This is a genomic window from Mesorhizobium newzealandense (assembly GCF_042682145.1).
Classification (GTDB): domain Bacteria; phylum Pseudomonadota; class Alphaproteobacteria; order Rhizobiales; family Rhizobiaceae; genus Mesorhizobium; species Mesorhizobium newzealandense.
In genome coordinates this window covers 579,260-597,450 of sequence record NZ_JBHUGZ010000001.1, presented here as the reverse complement: position 1 = coordinate 597,450, position 18,191 = coordinate 579,260, and the positions used below count along the sequence as shown (strand labels likewise).

The window sequence follows — 18,191 nt, the reverse complement described above, 5'->3', positions numbered from 1 at the left end:
GAACAACCAAAATCATACAAGGGAACAACAATGCTGAGATGCTCACTTATCAAGGCCGCTGCCTTCGCGGCATTTGTCGGTGCCATCGGCTTGTCCAATGCGGCTCTGGCGGCCGACAAGGTCAACGTCCAGCTCGACTGGGTGGTGCGCGGCAATCACGCCATGTTCTTCGTCGGCAAGGAAAAGGGCTTCTTCGCCAAGAACGACATCGATGTGGCCGAGATCCGCAAGGGCTCCGGTTCGCCCGACGCAATGCGGCTGGTGGGCAATGAGAACGCCGATTTCGGCTTCGGCGATCTTCCCACGCTCGCCGTTGCGCGCTCGCAGAATGTTCCGGTCGTGGCGCTGGCGGCCGTCAATCAGCAATCGCCGCTGGGGATCATTTCGCTGGCCAAGACGCTGAAGCTGGCAAAGCCGTCCGATCTCAAGGGACTGACCATCGGCATTCATCCAGCCGGCTCCACCTACATCTTCTTCAAGGGCTTCCTGGCCGCCAACGGCCTGACCGAAAAGGACATGACGCTGAACAGCGTCTCGCCGCCCTATGAGAGCTACCTTCTCCTCGGCCGGGTTCAGACCGTCGTCGGTTATGTCGACGCAGAGGTTCCCGAACTGGAGGCCAAAGCCGGAGGCCCCGGCTCGCTCAGCATCATGATGGGGGCGGACTACGGCTGGAAGGCCTATGGCTCGGGCCTGTTCACCTCGCAGACGATGATCAAGGACAAGCCGGACGTCGTGCGCCGCTTCGTCAAGGCCTACAGGGAGGCCTTCGACTATGTCGTGGCTCATCCGGACGAGGCCGCCGAGATCACGGCCAAGGCAGCGCCCGGCTATGCGGAAAAGAAGGATGTGCTGCTGGCGCAGATCAACGCCGACATCGCATCGACGTTCAACAGCCCCGACACCAAGGAACACGGTCTCGGCTGGATGACGAAGACGCAGTGGGAGGAAACCTTGAAGACGCTGACGGATCAGGGCGTGCTCAAGGCGGCGTTGTCGGCGGACGATGTCTTCACCGACGCATTCCTGGCAAAAGAATAAGAGGCGCGCTGTGTTCGGACGGACAGATCGATGAGCGCCTACCGGCAGACCAGACCGTCCTGCGCCATGGCGCAGGACACGGCACGCTCGCCTTTCGCCGCGTCGGCGCGGTTTAGCGTGATCTGCACGCGGGTGGCATATGCGCGGCCCGACAGGCCGCACCAGAGCCGTTCGACGGGCAGGTTCTCGCGCTTGTCGTTGAGGATCGTGAACGTGCCGGTCTTCGGATCGAACCAGAGTTCGATGCGGGCGCTTGTGCCCGGTTCGACCGTTGCGATCCCCGCCGAATACCAGTGGGCGAAGTCGGCGTTGCAGGACAGGCCTTCGCTGCCCGCATTCGAAATCGTCAGCGGCACCAAGTCGAGCCCGTCGGTGCCCTTGCGGACGGTGACATGGTGCAACTCAACCGCGCTGGCGAAGGAGGAGAACGCCAGCACCACCGGAAGGACATAACGGATCTTCACTTTGGCTGAACTCCATATGCAATTTGCCTATGCAGTCTAACTCGCTTTCGCGCAATAACAATAAGAATAATGATTGGTAGATCAAACAGAGAGGGTAACATGTTAAAGATTCTTAAGAGCAGTGTAAGTGCAGCTATATTGAGTGGCGTCTTGATGGGCTGCGCGCTTGCCGCCGAGGTCAAGTCGATTGCTATTCTGACGCCCGAAGAGGGCACGGATTATGGCTGGAACCAGCAAGGCATCGACGCCGCCAAGGCGGCAGGCAAAGCCGCCGGCGTCGAAGTGGTCGTCGCCCAGGGCCTCGGCTATGGCGACGTTCGTCCGACATTGCGGGAACTTGCGTCCGACGGCGCCAGCCTGCTGATCGCGCATGCCAGCGGGTACAACACCTCGGCTCCCGAGATCGCCAAGGAATTGAAGGTTCCGGTGGCGATCGTCGACACGCCGACCGGCCTGGAGAAGGGCCTCGTCGCCGACTACACGCTGAGCGGTCACCAGGGCGCCTATCTCGCAGGCCGCCTCGCCGCCAAGATGTCGCGCTCCAAGTCGGTCGGCATCGTGGTGTCGGGCGAACCGCCATCGTGGAATTCGCAGTCGGCGGCGTTCGCGCAAGGCGTGAAGGCGGAGAAGCCGGACGTCAAGATCACCTATGCGGTGATCGGACCCGCCGCCTATAGCGATGCGGCCGGCGGTAAGCGCGTCACAGAAAGCGTGATCGCGGCGGGCGCGGACATCATCTTCGGCCAGGGCAACGGTTCAAGCTTCGGCATGCTGCAGGCGGTCGAGACGACCAAGGCCGCCGATGGCGGAAAGGTCTATTTCATCGACGTCATCGGCGACAAATCGCCGATCGACAAGGGCTTCCTGCTGTCGTCGGTGGTGTGGAACATCGAGCCGGTCTATGCGGCGATGATTGCCGATCTGAAGGCCGACACGTTCGGCACCAAACACTACACGATCGGCCTCCAGGATGACTCGGTCAAGCTGCTGAAAACCGCGGCGATCCCGGACAATGTCTGGGCCGAAATCCAGGCGCTGCGCGAAGACGTCATTTCCGGCAAGATCAAGGTCGATCCGGTCTATGACGCGGCCGCCGTCCGGGCGCTGATGACTAGCGTCGCCCAGTAAGGCGATCAAGGTCGGCTGCCGGAGGGGTGATCAGTCACCCCTCCGGACGATTCCCGTTTTCTGGTGCTGGGCTTTCATGAGCAGTCTTTCTTCATCGTCTGTTGTCGGGCGCGACATCGTCGCGCTCGAAGGCGTGACCAAACGGTTCCCCGGCATCGTCGCCAATGACGGCATCGACCTGGCGATCCGTCCAGGCGAGGTGCATGTGCTGCTCGGCGAGAACGGCGCCGGAAAGTCGACGTTGATCGGCATGCTGTCTGGCCTGCAGCAGCCGGACGAGGGGCGCATATTGGTCGACGGCAAACCGACCCCGATCACCTCGCCGCGCCATGCCTTGTCGCTCGGCATTGGCACCGTCTTCCAGCACATGATGTTGGTGCCGACGCTGACCGTGGCCGAGAACCTGTTGCTTGGTGGGCCCTGGTGGCAGCGGCCCAGGACCGAGGAACTGGCTGCGCGCGTCGCCGATATCACCAGCACGCTCGGGATCACGGTGAAGCTGCATGCCAAGGTGTCGGAGCTTTCGCTTGGCGAACAGCAACAGGTCGAAATCCTGCGCGCGATGGTCCGCAACAGCCGGTTGCTCATTCTCGACGAGTCCACCTCCATGCTGACGCCGAAAGGCATCGACGAACTGGGCGCGCTGATGCGTCGCCTCGTCGAGCAGGGCCTGGCGATCGTCTTCATCACCCACAAGCTCAAGGAGGCGGCAGCCTTCGGCGACCGTATCTCGGTGCTGAAGCTCGGCCGCAAGGTCGGCGAGATCCCGCCCGAGCGGTTTCGCGCGCTGGGCGAACAGGAGATCATCTCGGAGATCGTGGAACTGATGTTCGGCAAGCAGAAGGATGATCCGGAAGCTGTCGAACGTCCTGTCCGCACTGTCCGCGCCGAAGCGGCTCCACTGCTTCAGGTCGCGGATCTGGCGGTCGCGCCGACGGACAATGCGCCCGGCCTGTCGTCGATCTCCTTCGACATCCGCCCTGGCGAGATCCTGGGCATAGCCGGCATCGACGGCAACGGCCAGAAGCAGTTGGCGGAGGCACTGGCCGGCCAGCGCGCGGCGACTGGCGGTTCGGTGAGGCTGGAGGGCGTTGCCATCGAGGCGCTGAGCGTCGGCGAACGCCGCCAGCGCGGTCTGCGCTACCTGACCGACGACCGGTTGGGCGAGGGCACTGTCGGAACCTTCCCGGTCTCGATCAACTTCTTTCTTAAGCAGGTCGGCGCGGCGCCGTTGTGGCGCAACGGCGTCGAGCAGCGCGCGGAGATCGACAGGCGCGCCGCCCAGCTGGTGCGCGAGTACGATGTGCGTACGCCAAGCCTGAAGACGCCCATCGCGCGGCTGTCCGGCGGCAACATCCAGAAGGTGCTTCTGGCGCGAGAACTGGCGGAAGGCGCCAAGGTGGTGATCTTCAACAAGCCGACCTATGGGCTCGATCTCGCCAACACGGTGGCGTCGCGCCAGCGCATCCGCGACACGGCCGCGCGTGGCCTTGCCGTGCTGCTGATCTCCACCGACCTCGAGGAATTGCTGAGCATGTGCGACCGCATCGCCGTCATCGCCAACGGCGCGCTGGTCGGCACCGTCGCGAACGCCGACGATGCCCGCACCAGGGTCGGTCGCCTGATGATCGGACTTGCCGCATGAGCATCGACACCGCCCCCACGGTCAGTGCTACCGCGCTCGATGCCACGAGCGGGGCGGCGACGCGGCGCGACATCCTGCACCGGCTGCTGATGACGCTCGGCCCGATCCTTGCCGCCCTCGTCATAGCCGGCTGCATCCTGCTTGCCGTCGGTGTCGACCCGCTCGCCTATTATGGCTACGTGCTGGAGAAAGGCCTGTTCTCGCCGCTCGGCATCCAGCAGACGTTGACGCGCATGGCGCCGCTGCTTTTTCTTGCCGCTGGCCTGATCGTGGCCTTTCGCGCGGGCATGTGGAATCTCGGCGGCGACGGCCAGTTCCTGCTCGGCGCGGTTACGGCGGCGGCCAGCGCTCCCGTGTTCATTCAGATCATGCCATCATGGCTGGCGCTGATCTGCTCGTTCCTCATTGCCATGGTGGTGGCAATGATCTGGTCGCTGGTGCCGGCCCTGCTGCGTGCTTATCAGGGCGTCAACGAGATCATCACCACGCTGATGATGACGTTCCTCGGGACGTCGCTTGCAAATGTGCTGGTCAAGCTGGTGTTTCGCGATCCGGGCACGACCGTGCCGCAGACCCGCACGCTGCCGGTGGAAGACCGGCTGCCGCGCCTGTTCGAAACAACCATTACCAGCGGCCTGCTGTTTGGACTGGCGGCGATCATCATCGTGCATCTGGTGATGACGCGCACGGCGTTCGGGCTGAAGCTGAGGATCGTCGGCGCCAACCCGCGCGCGGCGATTCATTCGGGGCTCGGCGTGCCCGCCCTGACCATCGCCGTCTTCGCCATTTCGGCCGGGCTGGCCGGCCTTGCCGGCGCCGTCGACATCATCGGCGTCCAGGGCAATGTCCGCGCCGACTGGAATCCCGCCTACGGGCTTGCCGTAATTCCCGCGGTGTTTCTTGCCCGCATGAACGGCTTTGCCGCCATCGGTTTCGTGTTCCTGCTTTCGGTGCTTTCGATCGGCGGCGAGAGTGCGGCTCGGCGGCTCGGCGTACCCAATCATTTCACGCTGGTGCTGGTTTCCATCGTGCTGATCGTGCTCGCGCTCGCCGAATATTTCGATCACCGCTACTACCAGTCGCGGAGGGCTTAGGGCATGACCGGGCTCTTCAGCGAAGTCTTTCTCAGCGCGCTCCTGTTCGGCGCCGTCACCGCGGCGATCCCGCTGCTGCTTGCCGGGCTCGGCGAGCAGATGTCCGAGAAGGCGGGCGTGCTCAATATCGGCATCGAAGGCATGATGCTGGCCGGCGCCTATCTCGGCTTTGTCGGCGCCTTCTATTCCGGGTCGCTGTGGCTAGGCTTTCTCACCGGTGCCGCCGGCGGCGCCGCGGTGGCGCTTGTGATGGCGCTGCTTTGTGTGCGTATCGGGCTGAACCAGATCGTCATTGGTATCGCGCTGACCCTGGGACTGGAAGGTCTGACGGCACTGCTCCACCATTTCCAGTTCTCGCGCAGCTATCCGCGCCTGCCGGCGGCGGACGCGACGGTCATTCCGCTGCTTTCCGATATTCCGGTCATCGGCCCTGCGTTCTTCAAACAGCATCTGATCGTCTATCTGGCGGTCGCGCTGGTTTTCGGCATGCGCTACGTCTACCGGCGCACGCAACTGGGCCTCAACCTGCAGGCTGCGGGCGACAAGCCGGCCGCGCTCGATGTCGCCGGCATCGACGTCGTGCGAACCCGCACCATCGCCGTGTTGACGACCGGAGCGCTGGCCGGGCTTGGCGGTGCCTATCTCGCCAATGTCGGGGCCGGGCTGTTCATTCCTTTCATCACCAATGGCGCGGGCTTTCTCGGCATCGTGCTGGCCATGCTGGCGCGCGGTCGCCCGATCTGGGTGCTGTTCGGCGCGTTGCTGTTCGGTGTCTGCCTGTCGCTGACGACAGCCATGCAGGTGGCCGGCATCAACATACCGACCGACGTCATCCAGATGCTGCCGTTCCTGGCAGTGATGATCATGCTGGTGCTGTTCGGCCGGCGCGCCAGTCTGCCGGCAGCACTCGGCATTCCATACGAGCGCGGCGCGCGCTGATCACAATCAAGCGCGGACGGGACCCGCGCCAAACAGGAGGCAAGAATGTCGGATACCAAGGTCTACCTGCTCGACGGAGGCTCGCTCGTTCTCGACGGATATCACGTGTTCTGGAACCGGGGCCCTGGCGGCGAAGTGCGCTTCCCCGTCTATTCGATTCTGATCGAGCATGCCGAGGGCCGTTTTCTCATCGACACCGGCTACGACTACGATCACGTGATGAAGGTGCTGCCGTTCGAAAAACCGATCCAGGAAAAGCACCAGACCATCCCCGGCGCCCTGGCGCTGCTCGGCCTCGAACCGAAGGACATCGACGTCGTCGTCAATTCGCATTTCCACTTCGACCATTGCGGCGGCAACAAGTACTTTCCGCACGCCAAGAAGATCTGCCATCGCAGTGAGGTGCCGCAGGCCTGCAATCCGCAGCCTTTCGAACACCTCGGCTATTCCGACCTGAGCTTCTCGGCGGAAGCGGCGGAGGCGCGCGGCGCGACCGCGCAGTTGCTGGAGGGCACGACGCGCGCCAACTCGACCTTCGAGGGCATCGATGGCGACGTCGACCTTGCAAGGGGCGTCAGGCTGATCTCGACGCCTGGCCACTCGATCGGCCACTACAGCCTCCTGGTGGAGTTCCCCAAGCGCAAGCCGATCATGTTCACGATCGATGCCGCCTATACGCAGAAGAGCCTTGAAACATTGTGCCAGGCGGCCTTCCACATCGATCCGGTGGCGGGCGTCAATTCGATGCGCAAGGTGAAGAAGCTGGCCGAGGACCATGGCGCCGAGCTGATGTATTCGCACGACATGGACAACTTCAAGACCTACAGGACCGGCACGCAATTCTACGGCTGACCGTCACCAATGCGGAGACAAGACCATGCGCTATTTTGACCATGCCGAACCGGTCATCACACTCACCTCGGGACCGGTGAACGCCTATCCCGATGTGCTGCGCGGCCTCGGTCGCACGGTGCTCTACGACTACGACCCGGCGTTCCAGCTCTTTTACGAGAAGGTGATCGACAAGGCGCAGAAGGCGATGCGGCTGTCGAACAGGCCGGTCATTCTGCATGGCGAGCCGGTGCTTGGCCTGGAGGCTGCCGCGGCCTCGCTGATCGCGCCCGACGACGTCGTGCTCAACCTTGCCTCCGGCGTTTACGGCAAGGGGTTTGGCTATTGGGCGAAGCGCTATTCGCCACGTCTGCTCGAGATTGAGGTGCCCTACAACGAGGCGATCGACCCGCAGGCGGTTGCGGCAATGCTGAAAGCGCATCCGGAGATCACGGTCGTTTCCGTCTGTCACCACGACACGCCGTCCGGCACCATCAATCCGATCGACGCCATTGGCGCGCTGGTTTCAGCGCATGGCGGTTATCTCATCGTCGACGCCGTCTCATCCTTTGGCGGCATGAAGACGCATCCGCAAGATTGCAAGGCCGATATCTATGTCACCGGCCCGAACAAATGCCTGGGCGCGCCTCCCGGGCTCACCATGATGGGTGTCAGCGAGCGGGCCTGGGCCAAGATGAAGGCAAATCCCCTGGCGCCGCGCGCATCGATGCTGAGCATCGTCGACTGGGAAAATGCATGGTCGAGGAACGAGCCGTTTCCATTCACGCCGTCCGTCTCTGAAATGAACGGGCTCGACGTCGCGCTCGACCTCTATCTCAATGAGGGACCGGAGGCGGTGTGGGCGCGCCACGCGCTCACGGCCAAGGCCATGCGCGCGGGCGTCGCCGCGATGGGCCTGTCGATCTGGGCCGCCAGCGACAAGATCGCGTCGCCGACCACGACCGCAGTCCGCACACCCGAAGGCGTCGACGAGAAGGCGCTTCGCCAGGCCGCGCGCGCCCGCTACGGTGTGGTGTTTTCGTCGGGCCGCGGCGAAACATTGGGGAAGCTGACACGTGTCGGCCACATGGGCCCGACCGCCCAGCCGATCTATGCGATCGCGGCGCTGACGGCACTTGGCGGCGCCATGAACGCGGCAGGGCAGAATCTCGCGATTGGCAAAGGCATCGATGCTGCGCTGGCAGTGATCGACGCCGACGCCTGACCAGACATCACCAGATCACGGATTGAGGGAGCATTTTCATGACTGAACGGCTTGCAGGAAAGACGGCCCTGGTTACCGGCGCCGCGCAGGGTATCGGCAAGGCGATCGCAGTGCGGCTGGCCGCCGACGGCGCGACCGTCATCGTCAGCGACATCAACGCGGAAGGCGCCAGGGCGGCGGCGGCGTCGATCGGCGGAAAGGCGAAGGCGATCGCCGCCGACATTTCCGATCCGGCCTCCGTCAAGGCGCTCTTCGCTGAAATCCAGGCCCTCACCGGGGGCATCGATATTCTGGTCAACAATGCCAGCATCGTGCCGTTCGTCGCCTGGGACGATGTCGATCTCGACCATTGGCGCAAGATCATCGACGTCAACCTGACAGGTACCTTCATCGTCAGCCGCGCCGGCACGGACCAGATGCGTGCGGCAGGCAAGGCCGGGCGCGTGATCAGCATCGCATCCAACACCTTCTTTGCCGGAACGCCGAACATGGCGGCCTATGTCGCTGCCAAGGGCGGCGTCATCGGCTTCACCAGGGCGCTGGCCACGGAGCTCGGCAAATACAACATCACCGCCAATGCGGTAACGCCTGGCCTGATCGAGAGCGACGGCGTCAAGGCGAGCCCGCATAACGAGGCGTTCGGCTTCGTCGAGATGCTTCAGGCGATGAAAGGCAAGGGGCAGCCGGAACATATCGCCGATGTGGTTTCGTTCCTGGCCTCGGACGATGCGCGCTGGATCACCGGCCAGACGCTCAATGTCGACGCCGGGATGGTGCGCCACTAGTCTAAAGCGCGGCGCGTACTCAAAACCACTGCACACTTTGGGCGACCTGCACCGGGTCGCAACAGCGGACGGGTGCGGCCAAAAGTGCCCGCCAGGCGGCGTCATGGACGGTCATTCAAGGGGAAATCATGGTGAACTTCGGATTCGACACGTCGATGTTCGACGGGCTGACGGTTGCAATGCTGGTCGCCGGTCTGGCCATCACCGGCGTGGCGTCCGGTGTGCTGGCCGGCCTGCTAGGGGTCGGCGGTGGAATCGTCATCGTCCCGGTGCTGTTCTGGGTGCTTGCGCTGTTTCACTTTTCGCCTGATGTGACCAGCCATCTGGCGGTCGCGACGTCGCTTGCGGTGATTATTCCCACCTCGATCTCATCGATGCGGTCGCACAACAAGCGCGGCAATGTCGATCGGCCCCTGCTCAGTCTCTGGGGACCGGCCATTTTCGCCAGTGCCCTCATCGGCGGCATCATGTCGAAATTCATTCCCGGCGCCGGCCTGCGGCTGGTTTTCGGCGTCGTTGGCCTGCTGGTGGCCGTCAACATGGCGATGCCGAAGAACCTTGTGATCTCCGATCAACTGCCGCAAAGCGGCTGGATCAACCGTGCGATAGCCGCTGTCATCGGCTTTGTCTCTTCGCTCATGGGAATTGGCGGCGGCACGCTCTCGGTACCGACGCTTTCCAGCTTTTCCTTTCCGGTCCATCGGGCCGTCGGCACGTCGTCGGCACTTGGCCTGCTGATCGCGCTTCCGGCGGTGGCCGGCTTCATCTGGTCGGGTCTCGAGGTTGCTGGCAGGCCTCCGCTTAGTCTGGGTTACGTCAGCCTGCCGGCCGTTGCCATCATAGCGCCCATAAGCTTTCTGTTCGCACCCTTGGGCGCAAGGCTCGCCCACGCGCTCAACCCGCGCTACCTGAAACTTGCCTTTGCGTTCTTCCTGGCGATCACCGCAGGGAGAATGTTGCTCTCCTGAATCCCGGGTCGCGTTCGCCCCTGAACCTGCTGTGAGCCTGGCCCGTGTTTCGCGAATTCTCGTGGTTTGGGATCAGTAGGTGGCGCGGCCGCCGGAGAGATCGAACACCGAAGCGGTGGTGAAGCTGTTTTCCTTCGAGACCAGCCAGGCGACCATGTTTGCCGCCTCGTCGACTTCCAGGAACCGCGCGCGCGGGATCTTGGCCAGCATGTAGTCGATATGCTCCTGTTTCATCTGGTCGAAGATCGGCGTGCGCGCCGCGGCCGGCGTGATGCAATTGACCGCTATGTCGTAGCCGGCAAGCTCCTTGCCCAGCGACTTGGTCAGCCCGATGACGCCTGCCTTGGAAGCCGAGTAGGCCGAAGCGTTGGGATTGCCTTCTTTGCCGGCGATCGAGGCGATGTTGACAATGCGGCCGTAGTTCCGCGCCTTCATGGCAGGCACGACAGCGCGGTTGACGTGGAAGGTTCCGTTGAGGTTGATATCGATGACGCGCCGCCAGGCGTCGAGCGGATACTCATCGAGCGTATGGTTGGGCCCGGCTATCCCCGCCGAATTGACCATGATCGAGACGGCCCCACTCTCGTTTTCGGTGCGGGCGTGCGCCGCAAGCACCGCCTCGGCATCGGTGATGTCGACCAGCACTCCCCTGGCTGCATCGCCGAGGCCGGCAACCGCCACCTCCAGCCCTGCCTCGTTCATGTCCCACAGGCTCACCCTTGCGCCCGATGCGACCATCCGCCTGGCAAAGGCCAGGCCCAGTCCTTGCGCTCCGCCGGTAACGACGGCGACCTGTCCTTCAAGATCGATTTTGTTCATTCCGTTCAATCCTTGGCGATATGCAGCCACACGGCGGCACGACTGGTTTCGGCATGGAAATCGCCGATCGGGCACTGCTGAAACCCGTCGTCTGGCGTTGCGGCCTGACGCTTGCTTTGTGCGGGCGGACAGTACCGACATCTTCAGGCAGCCGAGCCCAGCGTCAATGGTGTCGGCGAGAGCAATTCCGTAAATGTATTAGGTGAATCTGGAACGTCACGCTCTGGCGGAACGTCAGCGAGAAGGACTCCCCCACCGTCGGCGACGAGTTGCCTTGCCCCGTTACCGAGACCAGGATCGGCGCGATGCTGAGCGGCTCGGGAAACCAGCCGATCTGGGTTCCGGGATTGGCAGCGAAGGCAGCGCGGACGCCTGCCTAGAAAGCCTTCCAGTCGCGCGTCGACGTTCAAGACAATCCGGAGTCCTGCAGCTTGGTCAGTTGTTCCTCGGCTTCGCCAACAGCTGCCGCCATCAGCCGGTCGAAATTGATCATCGCCTCGGAATGCCCATGGTCGGCGATGGATTTTCGAAGAATCCGAATTGCAAGGATCGTGTCCTCCAGTGCCTGCTCGACGTTTTTCACCATGTTGGTCCGCTCCTCTCTTTTGCCAATAACCGTCTGGGAGAGCCGGCGTTCCCGGCCGCGGACGGATGGTGCGGGAAAAACAAATCCACATCGAGTGCACCGATTTGATAGTCTCGTATCGATGAAACAGGAACTTATCGAGCGTGCGGTCGTCTTGCTGCAGCAATATCGCGACATCCTGGTCGCGAGCTACGCGCCTGTCGGCCCGGACGGAACGCCGCACCTCAGGACATTGAGGCAGAGCACGGATCCGCTCGAGATGGCGGCATTGGACGACATTGGCGCTCGACGAACTCATCCGCGAAATGTCATCGAACTGATCAGGCGCCGGGTCACCGTTCCCTATCCTGTCGATTAATTCCTGCGCCTGATGACGGCGCCAGCCTTCGTAGTGGCGGTTCGCGTAGTCCGGCACGCCAAGGGCGGCACATTACATTTCGCTGCTCTCGATAATTCCGGCTTCGCCGTCTCGAACACGCGTACGCGACGTCGTCGACCTCCTGAGCCGGACGCCGGGTCCGCCATGGGCTGTCTCGTCCAGAAAGGCGACGCCCGCCAGTTCGAGCGCCGACAGGATCGCGACGAGCTTGTCCGCGGCTGGAACACGCTTTCCATTTTCGAAATCCCGAACCGTTCCCTCGCTCACATTCGATTTTGCACCAAGCCTGGCCTGCGGCCAATCCAACAGGCCGCGTGCTGCACGGCATTGCTCCGGAGTCAGTCTGCTCACAAATCTCTCCTGGATCGGGCACGTCCTAGGCTGAATCGACATTCATCGCATCCATAACATTGCGCAAGCGAGTTGGATGAAGCTGAGGAAATGGATGGCGCGTCGGTCGTAGCGTGTGGCTATGTGTCTGAAGTGCTTGAGTTTGTTGAAGCACCGTTCGATTAGGTTGCGCATTTTGTATGCTTCGAAGTCGTAGGGGATCAGCTTCCTGCGGGTCGGATTGCAGGGGATGACAGCCTCGGCTCCCATCCCGGCGACGATGGCGCGCAGGGCGTTGCTGTCATAGGCCTTGTCGGCGAGGACACGTTTGGCCTCGAGCCCTTCGAGCAAGGCGGGCGCTTGGGTAACATCGCCCCGCTGGCCAGGCGTCAGGATCAGTCGCAGCGGGCGCCCTCGACCGTCCACCGCCATATGGATCTTGGTAGTCAATCCTCCTCGGGAGCGCCCCAAAGCCTGGTTTTGGTCCCCCCTTTTCCTGTCGCTGCCTGCTGATGAGCCCGGACCAGTGTGCTGTCGAGCATCACGTAGTCGTTGTCCGGATCATCGATCAGATCGGCGAACACGCGATCCCAAACTCCGGCTTTTGACCAGCGGCTGAAGCGCTGATGCAGCGTCTTCCACTTGCCGTAGCGCTCGGGAACGTCGTGCCAGTGCGCTCCGGAGCGCAGAACCCAAAGCACGCCGTTTACAAAGAGGCGATTGTCCCGACCGCTGCGCCCGGGATCACCAGCCTTGCCAGGCAACAGACCTTCAATACGCTGCCATTGCTCGCTGCTCAGTTCATATCGCCGTGCCATCCATCGCTCTCCAGACCGAATCTGGAAGCCTATGAATCATGCATCAACGCAAATTTGAATCCTGAATGTCGATTGGTCCTAGTGCTAGGCTGTCTTGGTGCTAGGCCGTCTTGCGTTTCGGCGGGGCGCTCTTTTCAGGCGTCCCCAACCCTTCCTGTCTGAGGCTCTTTTTCAGCACCTCGGCCAAGTTGATGACGTTCTCTTTCGGCTTCGGCGCCGGCTTCGGTGGCTGCTTGCCCTTGCGCTTGGCATCGATCATGGCAATCAGCGCATCTTCGTAGGTGTCCTCGAACTTCGAAGGATCGAACGTCGTCACCTTCTTGTCGATGAGCATGCCGGCGATTTCGAGCAGCTCGGGATCATATTTCTGCGTCTTCAAGCCGTCGAACACGCTGTCTTGCGAGACCATTTCATTGTGGTTTCGCAGCTCGGTCATCACCATGCCTTTGCCATAGGGCTGGATCAGAACCTCGCGGCCCCGCTGATAAAGCACGACGCAGGATCGCGCGGCGACGCCCTTGTTCTTCATGGCATCGCGGATCACGCCGTAGGCCTCGAGTGCAGCGCCATCGGCCGGGATCAGGTAGTAAGGTTTCTCGAGATAGCGCGTGTCGATCTCGTCAAGCGATACGAATTCGCCGACCTCAAGCGTATGCTTCGACGTCAGCTTGAGCGCCTTGATGTCGTCGGGCTCGATCTGGAGGAACTCATCCTTTTCGACCTCGAAGCCCTTCACCTGGTCTTCCACGTCGACCAGCTTTCCGGTCTCCTCATCGGCGTAGACGCTTTTGACCGGGAGCCCGTCCTTGCGGTTCAATATCCTGAAATGAACCTTCGACGCCTCGCTGGTGGCGCCGACGATCTTCACGCCGCAGGAAACCGAACCGACCTTCAAAAAACCCTTCCAGGCAGCACGCGGCGCGACCATTTTGCTCATCCCGTTTCCAGTCAGGGCAAACGAGTTTCCGTTCAAATCGTTCCTCCGGTATTGGCTTGGCTGCCATTCTCGTTCTGGCCCGGGCAGCAGACCCCATCCGGTTTCGGCTGCGGTCGGGATCAGCAAAAGTCCGACGGGCCCGCCATGGTGCGATCCGTTGGCGGATCTTCGTGACAGGTCTATTCGGCGTCGCCTCTGCCGACCCTGTCGGGCTTTGTCCGAGCAGATACCTGCTGTTGGGCCTCGCGCTGGGCCCTGAGCTTTGCGGTCTTTGCTTCTCGGGCTGAGCGCTCGATGTCGATGATCTCCTTGGAAATCCGGTCAGCCTGCGCGCGCAGCTGATACGGGTCGCGCATTCTCCGTTTCACCATTCAAGCCTCCAGACGAGAGATTTTCCAGGGCTCTTAAATCGCCTGATGGCTGAATTGTTCCGATCGATACGATGAGACGCGATCAATGTACGAAATCGTACATCAACGAGATCGATCTCGACTCGGACTTTGCCTTCAGGGAAACTGTGCCGGGGAGGAAGGGTCGATGCGGCCATTGCCACGCAATGTCGATGCCGATGCGGTGTTGGCGATCGGTGCCTACCTTGACGATCAGGCACATTCCGTCCCGATATCCGTTCGCGGCGGCATCGATGAGGTTCGCAAGCGAACCGCTACAAGTTTGTCCGATCATCAATTGGAAGAGCTCTTCATCGAAAGCGCCGCGGCCAGACATCTCGCGCTGCTGCTTGATGTTCGCCCGGCCAAGGGCGACAGCAGGCTTTCCTGACAGGGCCGCAACACCTATCTCTACGCAACGAGCAACGCGGGCGGCACAACTTGGCGCAACGATCGGGAAGTGCTGATCTCCCACTGCATGGCGGTCGCGTGCCCAAATGGCTCGGTGACCGCATGACCCGCCTTGGCGCGGTAATGTGCGAGGCGATCATCCATCACTATGGCCGAACCGAATTGCTGCGCCGCCTGGCACACCCGTTCTGGTTCCAGTCTTTCGGCGCGGTCATGGGAATGGACTGGCATTCCTCCGGCATCACGACAAGCGTCGTCGGCGCCCTCAAACGTGGCCTGTCCCCGCTCTCCGGCGAACTCGGTATTCATGTCTGCGGTGGGCGTGGCGCGCATTCGCGCAAGACCCCGCACGAACTGGCATTGATCGGCGAGCGTGTCGGGTTCGACGGAACCGTCCTGGCCAAGGCCAGCAGACTGGTCGCCAAGGTCGATAGTGCCGCCGTCCAGGACGGCTTCGATCTCTACCTTCACGGCTTCATCGTTACCGACGATGGCGACTGGGTCGTGGTGCAACAAGGCATGAACGGCGACAGCAAGGTAGCGCGTCGCTACCATTGGCTGTCCGAGGGGCTGACGAGCTTTGTCGACCAGCCGCATGCCGCGATCGAAGGCGCAAATCAGGGCGAGATCGTCAACCTCACTGACCGGCGCGCCGGTGCTTCGCGTCACGGCCAGCTCGACCTGCTGCGGGATCTGGGACCCGATCGCATCGTGAAAGAGTTTGCTTTGCTGGAGCATGGCTCTCCACCCGCTCCCGCGCAGCCGCTGCTGCCGTATCTCATCATGCCGGCCCATCATGACGTCCGCGAGAGCGACGTCGTCATGCGCCGCCTGCATGGCAATATCGCTGCCGCCGCCGAACGCGGGCCCGCCGATTTCTCGGAGCTGCTCATGGTGCCCGGCGTCGGTGCCCGCACCGTGCGTGCGCTGGCGATGGTGGCCGAGGTCGTGCATGGGGCGCCATGCCGGTTCTCGGACCCCGGCCGGTTCTCGCTGGCGCATGGCGGCAAGGATAGACACCCATTCCCTGTGCCGCTGAAAGTCTATGACGAGACGATCGGCGTGCTGAAATCGGCCGTTCACAAGGCAAAGCTCGGCCGCACCGAGGAAATCGATGCATTGAGACGGCTGGACGACCAGTCGCGCCAGGTCGAGCGCTATGCCACCGGTCCCAGCCTGAAGGAAATCGTGGCAGGGGAATTCGACCAGTCGCACATGCTGGGCGGCCGCAGTGTTTTTGGATGGGAACCGCCGCCGGAAGCGCAACCGGTTCGAGCCGGCAACAAGGACTGAACCGGGCCGAAGGCCTCTATCCCTCGGCATCCCTCGGCTTTGAAATTCTTTGCTCTATACGGCCTTTTTTCTTGTTGCCGCATTGGTCCCGAAGCAGGTGCTTGGATTGGTTCGGGGAAACGTCTGTCGTCTGCGAGACCTCGCAACGAAGGCTCCAACAAAATGCCGGAGCCTTCGCGTTTGCAGGATTTCAATAGTAGCGGATCCAGTAGGATTGGCGGAAACATCTCCGATGCCAGCGGCCTCGACGCCAATGGCGACGGCAAACCACTCGCCATCCACGCCGCCGCCTCCATCGACGGTACTGCACGGGTTCGACGCTATTCTGGGTGTCAGGACTCGGCTCCACAAGTTCACCCTGCGGCTTGTCCAGCTCATCGAGAATGCCATTCCCCGTGCTCGGGACGCCAGCCGCTGCTCCAACGGGGCGAGCTACGGTGACCCCAGCCGCAGCGCCCGCCAATCCCTATCCGAGGAAACGATCTCGCCGCCTGGCAGCCTTGAAGAAATCGCCGAACCACTTGGTGTTGGCCGCGCCGTAGTCGGTCGTATCGGAGATGCTATTTCACACCGATGCCGGCGGTCAGGCCGCCATCTATTCTGTAGTCCGCGCCGGTGCAGAACCCGGCTTTCGCCGAGCACAGGAAAGCGATGAGTTCCGCCACCTCTTCCGGCTCCCCGATGCGCCCGATAGGGTGCGCTTCGCCGAAGCGCTTGTAGGCCGCCTCGACATCGGCATCGGTGCCATTCTCGCCGCGTGCCGCCTTTTCCAGGATCGGGGTGCGGACCGAGCCCGGGCTGACCGAATTCACGCGGATTCCCTGACGTGCGTAGTCGAGCGCCAGCGAGCGTGTCAGCGTGTGGATCGCGCCCTTGGTCGTCGCATAGGCGGCGACATTCTGCTGGCACGCGTGACCCTGTACCGAAGCCACGTTGACGATGGCGCCGCCACCCCGGCGGATCATTTCCGGAATGCCGAAATGCGCTGTCAGGTAGATTGAGCCGACGTTGACCGACATCGCCCTGTTCCAGGTCTCGAAGTCGGTGCTGGTTGCGGTTCCGTACGGATGGACCGCCGCGGAATTGACGATGATATCGAGGCCACCGAACCGTTCGACGCCGGCGGCGACCGCGTCACGAACCTGATCCGGCACGGAGACGTCGGCGTCTATGACCAGCACGCCTGCTCCAGAGCCTTCCAGTTCCACCTTCAGCGCCGCATTGGCGGCGCGATCGATGCCGCAGGCGATGATCGCCCCACCACCTGCCGCAAGGCGTCTGGCTGTCGCCAGGCCGATCCCGGTTGTGCCGGTCACCAAGGCGACCTTGCCGTCGAAATCCTTCATTGTGGGAACTCCATCATTGGCGGTCGGAAGCCGGCTCTTCCGGCAGGAAGCGCAAGCCGAAGTCGAGATGGCGGCTGATCAGATAGGCGTAGGCCAGCCTGTCGCGCGCGCGCAACGCAGCAATGATCTCGCCATGTGCTGCCCTCGTATCGGCCAGGATCGGGCGTCTTTCCTTGCCGATGGTCATGATCCGCAGGATCACCGGCGAAAGGAAGGAATACATGTCCGTCAGCATGCGATTGTCCGCCAGCCTGATCAGCGCCATGTGGAAATTGAAATCGTTTTCGGCGGCCTCTTCGGCCGACTGGCTGCCGACGATCCGGGCGTTGATCTCGTCGAGCGCGTCGAGCTGTTCGTTCGAGGCATGGAGCACGATATGGTCGCCGATACCGACCTCGATGATGCGCCGGTAGCCCTGTATGTCGGCGAAGGACGAGCGCGAGATGTCCATGTGCGCGGCGAAAAAATTCTGGATGGCGATGCTCTGCCCGTTGGCCAGGACGGCGCCGACGCGTGGTTTTGGGTCGATAAGCCCGTAGGTGCGGATGGTGCGTAACGCTTCGCGCACGGTGTTGCGGCTGGCGCCGGTGAGTTCGCTGAGCTCCCGCTCGGTCGGCAGCACGTCGCCGACATTCAGCTGCCGCACGCGGATCAGGTCAAGAATCCGCCCAGCCGTCGTGTCGACCGCCGACCGGCCACTGACGCGCCGCGCGGCGGCGTTCTCGCGCGCAACCTGAGAGTGTTCCAATATCTTGGCTTCCTT

At 62.5% G+C, this 18,191-nt stretch carries 20 protein-coding genes and 1 pseudogene; 12 read left to right on the top strand and 9 right to left on the bottom strand.

Annotated features, from left to right (window positions below):
• Positions 1-30 precede the first annotated feature (30 nt).
• Positions 31-1,041 (top strand): ABC transporter substrate-binding protein, encoded by a 1,011-nt coding sequence (locus tag ACFSOZ_RS02600; protein WP_379093287.1) that lies wholly within the window; start codon positions 31-33, stop codon positions 1,039-1,041.
• 38 nt (positions 1,042-1,079) lie between these two features.
• On the opposite strand, the gene ACFSOZ_RS02595 is transcribed toward ACFSOZ_RS02600, so the two are convergent.
• Positions 1,080-1,505 carry a hypothetical protein gene (locus ACFSOZ_RS02595; RefSeq protein ID WP_379093284.1) on the bottom strand — a complete coding sequence of 142 codons (426 nt, stop codon included), beginning with the start codon at positions 1,503-1,505 and terminating at the stop codon, positions 1,080-1,082.
• Between the two features lie 99 nt (positions 1,506-1,604).
• Between ACFSOZ_RS02595 and ACFSOZ_RS02590 the strand changes: the two genes are divergently transcribed.
• From ACFSOZ_RS02590 to ACFSOZ_RS02555, 8 genes are all read left to right on the top strand, one after another.
• Positions 1,605-2,633, top strand: coding sequence for a putative B6 ABC transporter substrate-binding protein (locus tag ACFSOZ_RS02590; protein ID WP_379093281.1), 1,029 nt, complete (start codon positions 1,605-1,607; stop codon positions 2,631-2,633).
• A gap of 76 nt (positions 2,634-2,709) precedes the next feature.
• Entirely contained in the window at positions 2,710-4,278 is a 1,569-nt protein-coding gene (locus ACFSOZ_RS02585; protein ID WP_379093277.1) for a putative B6 ABC transporter ATP-binding protein, read from the top strand.
• Positions 4,275-5,372: a putative B6 ABC transporter permease subunit 2 gene (locus ACFSOZ_RS02580; RefSeq protein ID WP_379093274.1), complete on the top strand. Its 1,098-nt coding sequence runs from the start codon at positions 4,275-4,277 to the stop codon at positions 5,370-5,372. Before ACFSOZ_RS02585 ends, ACFSOZ_RS02580 begins: the two co-directional genes overlap by 4 nt.
• 3 nt (positions 5,373-5,375) lie before the next feature.
• On the top strand, positions 5,376-6,311 hold the full coding sequence (locus ACFSOZ_RS02575; protein ID WP_379093271.1) for a putative B6 ABC transporter permease subunit 1: 936 nt from the start codon (positions 5,376-5,378) through the stop codon (positions 6,309-6,311).
• 45 nt (positions 6,312-6,356) lie between these two features.
• Complete coding sequence (pldA, locus tag ACFSOZ_RS02570; RefSeq protein ID WP_379093268.1) at positions 6,357-7,163, top strand: 4-pyridoxolactonase; 807 nt, start codon at positions 6,357-6,359, stop codon at positions 7,161-7,163.
• A gap of 25 nt (positions 7,164-7,188) precedes the next feature.
• A complete protein-coding gene (gene ppaT / locus ACFSOZ_RS02565) occupies positions 7,189-8,367 on the top strand; it encodes a pyridoxamine--pyruvate transaminase (RefSeq protein WP_379093265.1) in 1,179 nt (392 codons plus the stop codon).
• 38 nt (positions 8,368-8,405) lie between these two features.
• Positions 8,406-9,152 (top strand): pyridoxal 4-dehydrogenase, SDR-type, encoded by a 747-nt coding sequence (gene pldH, locus ACFSOZ_RS02560; protein WP_379093262.1) that lies wholly within the window; start codon positions 8,406-8,408, stop codon positions 9,150-9,152.
• Positions 9,153-9,280: 128 nt separating this feature from the next.
• Positions 9,281-10,120, top strand: a complete 840-nt coding sequence (locus tag ACFSOZ_RS02555) for a sulfite exporter TauE/SafE family protein (protein ID WP_379093259.1) — start codon at positions 9,281-9,283, stop codon at positions 10,118-10,120.
• A 72-nt stretch (positions 10,121-10,192) separates the two neighbouring features.
• On the opposite strand, the gene ACFSOZ_RS02550 is transcribed toward ACFSOZ_RS02555, so the two are convergent.
• On the bottom strand, positions 10,193-10,939 hold the full coding sequence (locus tag ACFSOZ_RS02550) for an SDR family NAD(P)-dependent oxidoreductase (protein WP_379093255.1): 747 nt from the start codon (positions 10,937-10,939) through the stop codon (positions 10,193-10,195).
• Between the two features lie 406 nt (positions 10,940-11,345).
• Positions 11,346-11,525 carry a hypothetical protein gene (locus tag ACFSOZ_RS02545; protein WP_379093252.1) on the bottom strand — a complete coding sequence of 60 codons (180 nt, stop codon included), beginning with the start codon at positions 11,523-11,525 and terminating at the stop codon, positions 11,346-11,348.
• A 121-nt stretch (positions 11,526-11,646) separates the two neighbouring features.
• Between ACFSOZ_RS02545 and ACFSOZ_RS02540 the strand changes: the two genes are divergently transcribed.
• On the top strand, positions 11,647-11,883 hold the full coding sequence (locus ACFSOZ_RS02540; protein ID WP_379093249.1) for a hypothetical protein: 237 nt from the start codon (positions 11,647-11,649) through the stop codon (positions 11,881-11,883).
• 72 nt (positions 11,884-11,955) lie between these two features.
• Here the strand turns inward: ACFSOZ_RS02540 and ACFSOZ_RS02535 are convergent, their stop codons facing one another.
• From ACFSOZ_RS02535 to ACFSOZ_RS02520, 4 genes and pseudogenes are all read right to left on the bottom strand, one after another.
• A complete protein-coding gene (locus ACFSOZ_RS02535) occupies positions 11,956-12,255 on the bottom strand; it encodes a helix-turn-helix domain-containing protein (protein ID WP_379093246.1) in 300 nt (99 codons plus the stop codon).
• Positions 12,256-12,297: 42 nt separating this feature from the next.
• A pseudogene (locus tag ACFSOZ_RS02530) lies at positions 12,298-13,052 on the bottom strand (IS5 family transposase).
• Between the two features lie 100 nt (positions 13,053-13,152).
• The gene (gene ku, locus ACFSOZ_RS02525) at positions 13,153-13,989 is read right to left on the bottom strand and encodes a non-homologous end joining protein Ku (protein ID WP_465264450.1); all 837 of its coding nucleotides are present in this window, start codon (positions 13,987-13,989) and stop codon (positions 13,153-13,155) included.
• A gap of 179 nt (positions 13,990-14,168) precedes the next feature.
• Positions 14,169-14,360, bottom strand: a complete 192-nt coding sequence (locus tag ACFSOZ_RS02520) for a hypothetical protein (RefSeq protein WP_379093243.1) — start codon at positions 14,358-14,360, stop codon at positions 14,169-14,171.
• Positions 14,361-14,535: 175 nt separating this feature from the next.
• Here ACFSOZ_RS02520 and ACFSOZ_RS02515 point away from each other — a divergent pair, with 175 nt between their 5' ends.
• Both ACFSOZ_RS02515 and ACFSOZ_RS02510 read left to right on the top strand, forming a co-directional pair.
• Entirely contained in the window at positions 14,536-14,769 is a 234-nt protein-coding gene (locus ACFSOZ_RS02515; RefSeq protein ID WP_379093240.1) for a hypothetical protein, read from the top strand.
• A gap of 50 nt (positions 14,770-14,819) precedes the next feature.
• Positions 14,820-16,082 carry a DUF763 domain-containing protein gene (locus ACFSOZ_RS02510; protein WP_379093237.1) on the top strand — a complete coding sequence of 421 codons (1,263 nt, stop codon included), beginning with the start codon at positions 14,820-14,822 and terminating at the stop codon, positions 16,080-16,082.
• A gap of 560 nt (positions 16,083-16,642) precedes the next feature.
• Here ACFSOZ_RS02510 and ACFSOZ_RS02505 read toward each other — a convergent pair.
• Both ACFSOZ_RS02505 and ACFSOZ_RS02500 read right to left on the bottom strand, forming a co-directional pair.
• Complete coding sequence (locus ACFSOZ_RS02505) at positions 16,643-17,428, bottom strand: SDR family NAD(P)-dependent oxidoreductase (RefSeq protein ID WP_379093234.1); 786 nt, start codon at positions 17,426-17,428, stop codon at positions 16,643-16,645.
• A 13-nt stretch (positions 17,429-17,441) separates the two neighbouring features.
• On the bottom strand, positions 17,442-18,176 hold the full coding sequence (locus tag ACFSOZ_RS02500) for a FadR/GntR family transcriptional regulator (protein WP_379093231.1): 735 nt from the start codon (positions 18,174-18,176) through the stop codon (positions 17,442-17,444).
• Positions 18,177-18,191 lie beyond the last annotated feature (15 nt).

Excerpts from the sequence above, each read along its gene's own strand:
- ACFSOZ_RS02600 (WP_379093287.1), top strand. The coding sequence starts at position 31 with ATGCTGAGATGCTCACTTATCAAGGCCGCTGCCTTCGCGGCATTTGTC.
- ACFSOZ_RS02590 (WP_379093281.1), top strand. The coding sequence starts at position 1,605 with ATGTTAAAGATTCTTAAGAGCAGTGTAAGTGCAGCTATATTGAGTGGC.
- ACFSOZ_RS02585 (WP_379093277.1), top strand. The coding sequence starts at position 2,710 with ATGAGCAGTCTTTCTTCATCGTCTGTTGTCGGGCGCGACATCGTCGCG.
- ACFSOZ_RS02580 (WP_379093274.1), top strand. The coding sequence starts at position 4,275 with ATGAGCATCGACACCGCCCCCACGGTCAGTGCTACCGCGCTCGATGCC.
- ACFSOZ_RS02575 (WP_379093271.1), top strand. The coding sequence starts at position 5,376 with ATGACCGGGCTCTTCAGCGAAGTCTTTCTCAGCGCGCTCCTGTTCGGC.
- pldA (WP_379093268.1), top strand. The coding sequence starts at position 6,357 with ATGTCGGATACCAAGGTCTACCTGCTCGACGGAGGCTCGCTCGTTCTC.
- ppaT (WP_379093265.1), top strand. The coding sequence starts at position 7,189 with ATGCGCTATTTTGACCATGCCGAACCGGTCATCACACTCACCTCGGGA.
- pldH (WP_379093262.1), top strand. The coding sequence starts at position 8,406 with ATGACTGAACGGCTTGCAGGAAAGACGGCCCTGGTTACCGGCGCCGCG.
- ACFSOZ_RS02555 (WP_379093259.1), top strand. The coding sequence starts at position 9,281 with ATGGTGAACTTCGGATTCGACACGTCGATGTTCGACGGGCTGACGGTT.
- ACFSOZ_RS02550 (WP_379093255.1), bottom strand. The coding sequence starts at position 10,939 with ATGAACAAAATCGATCTTGAAGGACAGGTCGCCGTCGTTACCGGCGGA.
- ACFSOZ_RS02545 (WP_379093252.1), bottom strand. The coding sequence starts at position 11,525 with ATGGTGAAAAACGTCGAGCAGGCACTGGAGGACACGATCCTTGCAATT.
- ACFSOZ_RS02540 (WP_379093249.1), top strand. The coding sequence starts at position 11,647 with ATGAAACAGGAACTTATCGAGCGTGCGGTCGTCTTGCTGCAGCAATAT.
- ku (WP_465264450.1), bottom strand. The coding sequence starts at position 13,989 with ATGAGCAAAATGGTCGCGCCGCGTGCTGCCTGGAAGGGTTTTTTGAAG.
- ACFSOZ_RS02520 (WP_379093243.1), bottom strand. The coding sequence starts at position 14,360 with ATGGTGAAACGGAGAATGCGCGACCCGTATCAGCTGCGCGCGCAGGCT.
- ACFSOZ_RS02505 (WP_379093234.1), bottom strand. The coding sequence starts at position 17,428 with ATGAAGGATTTCGACGGCAAGGTCGCCTTGGTGACCGGCACAACCGGG.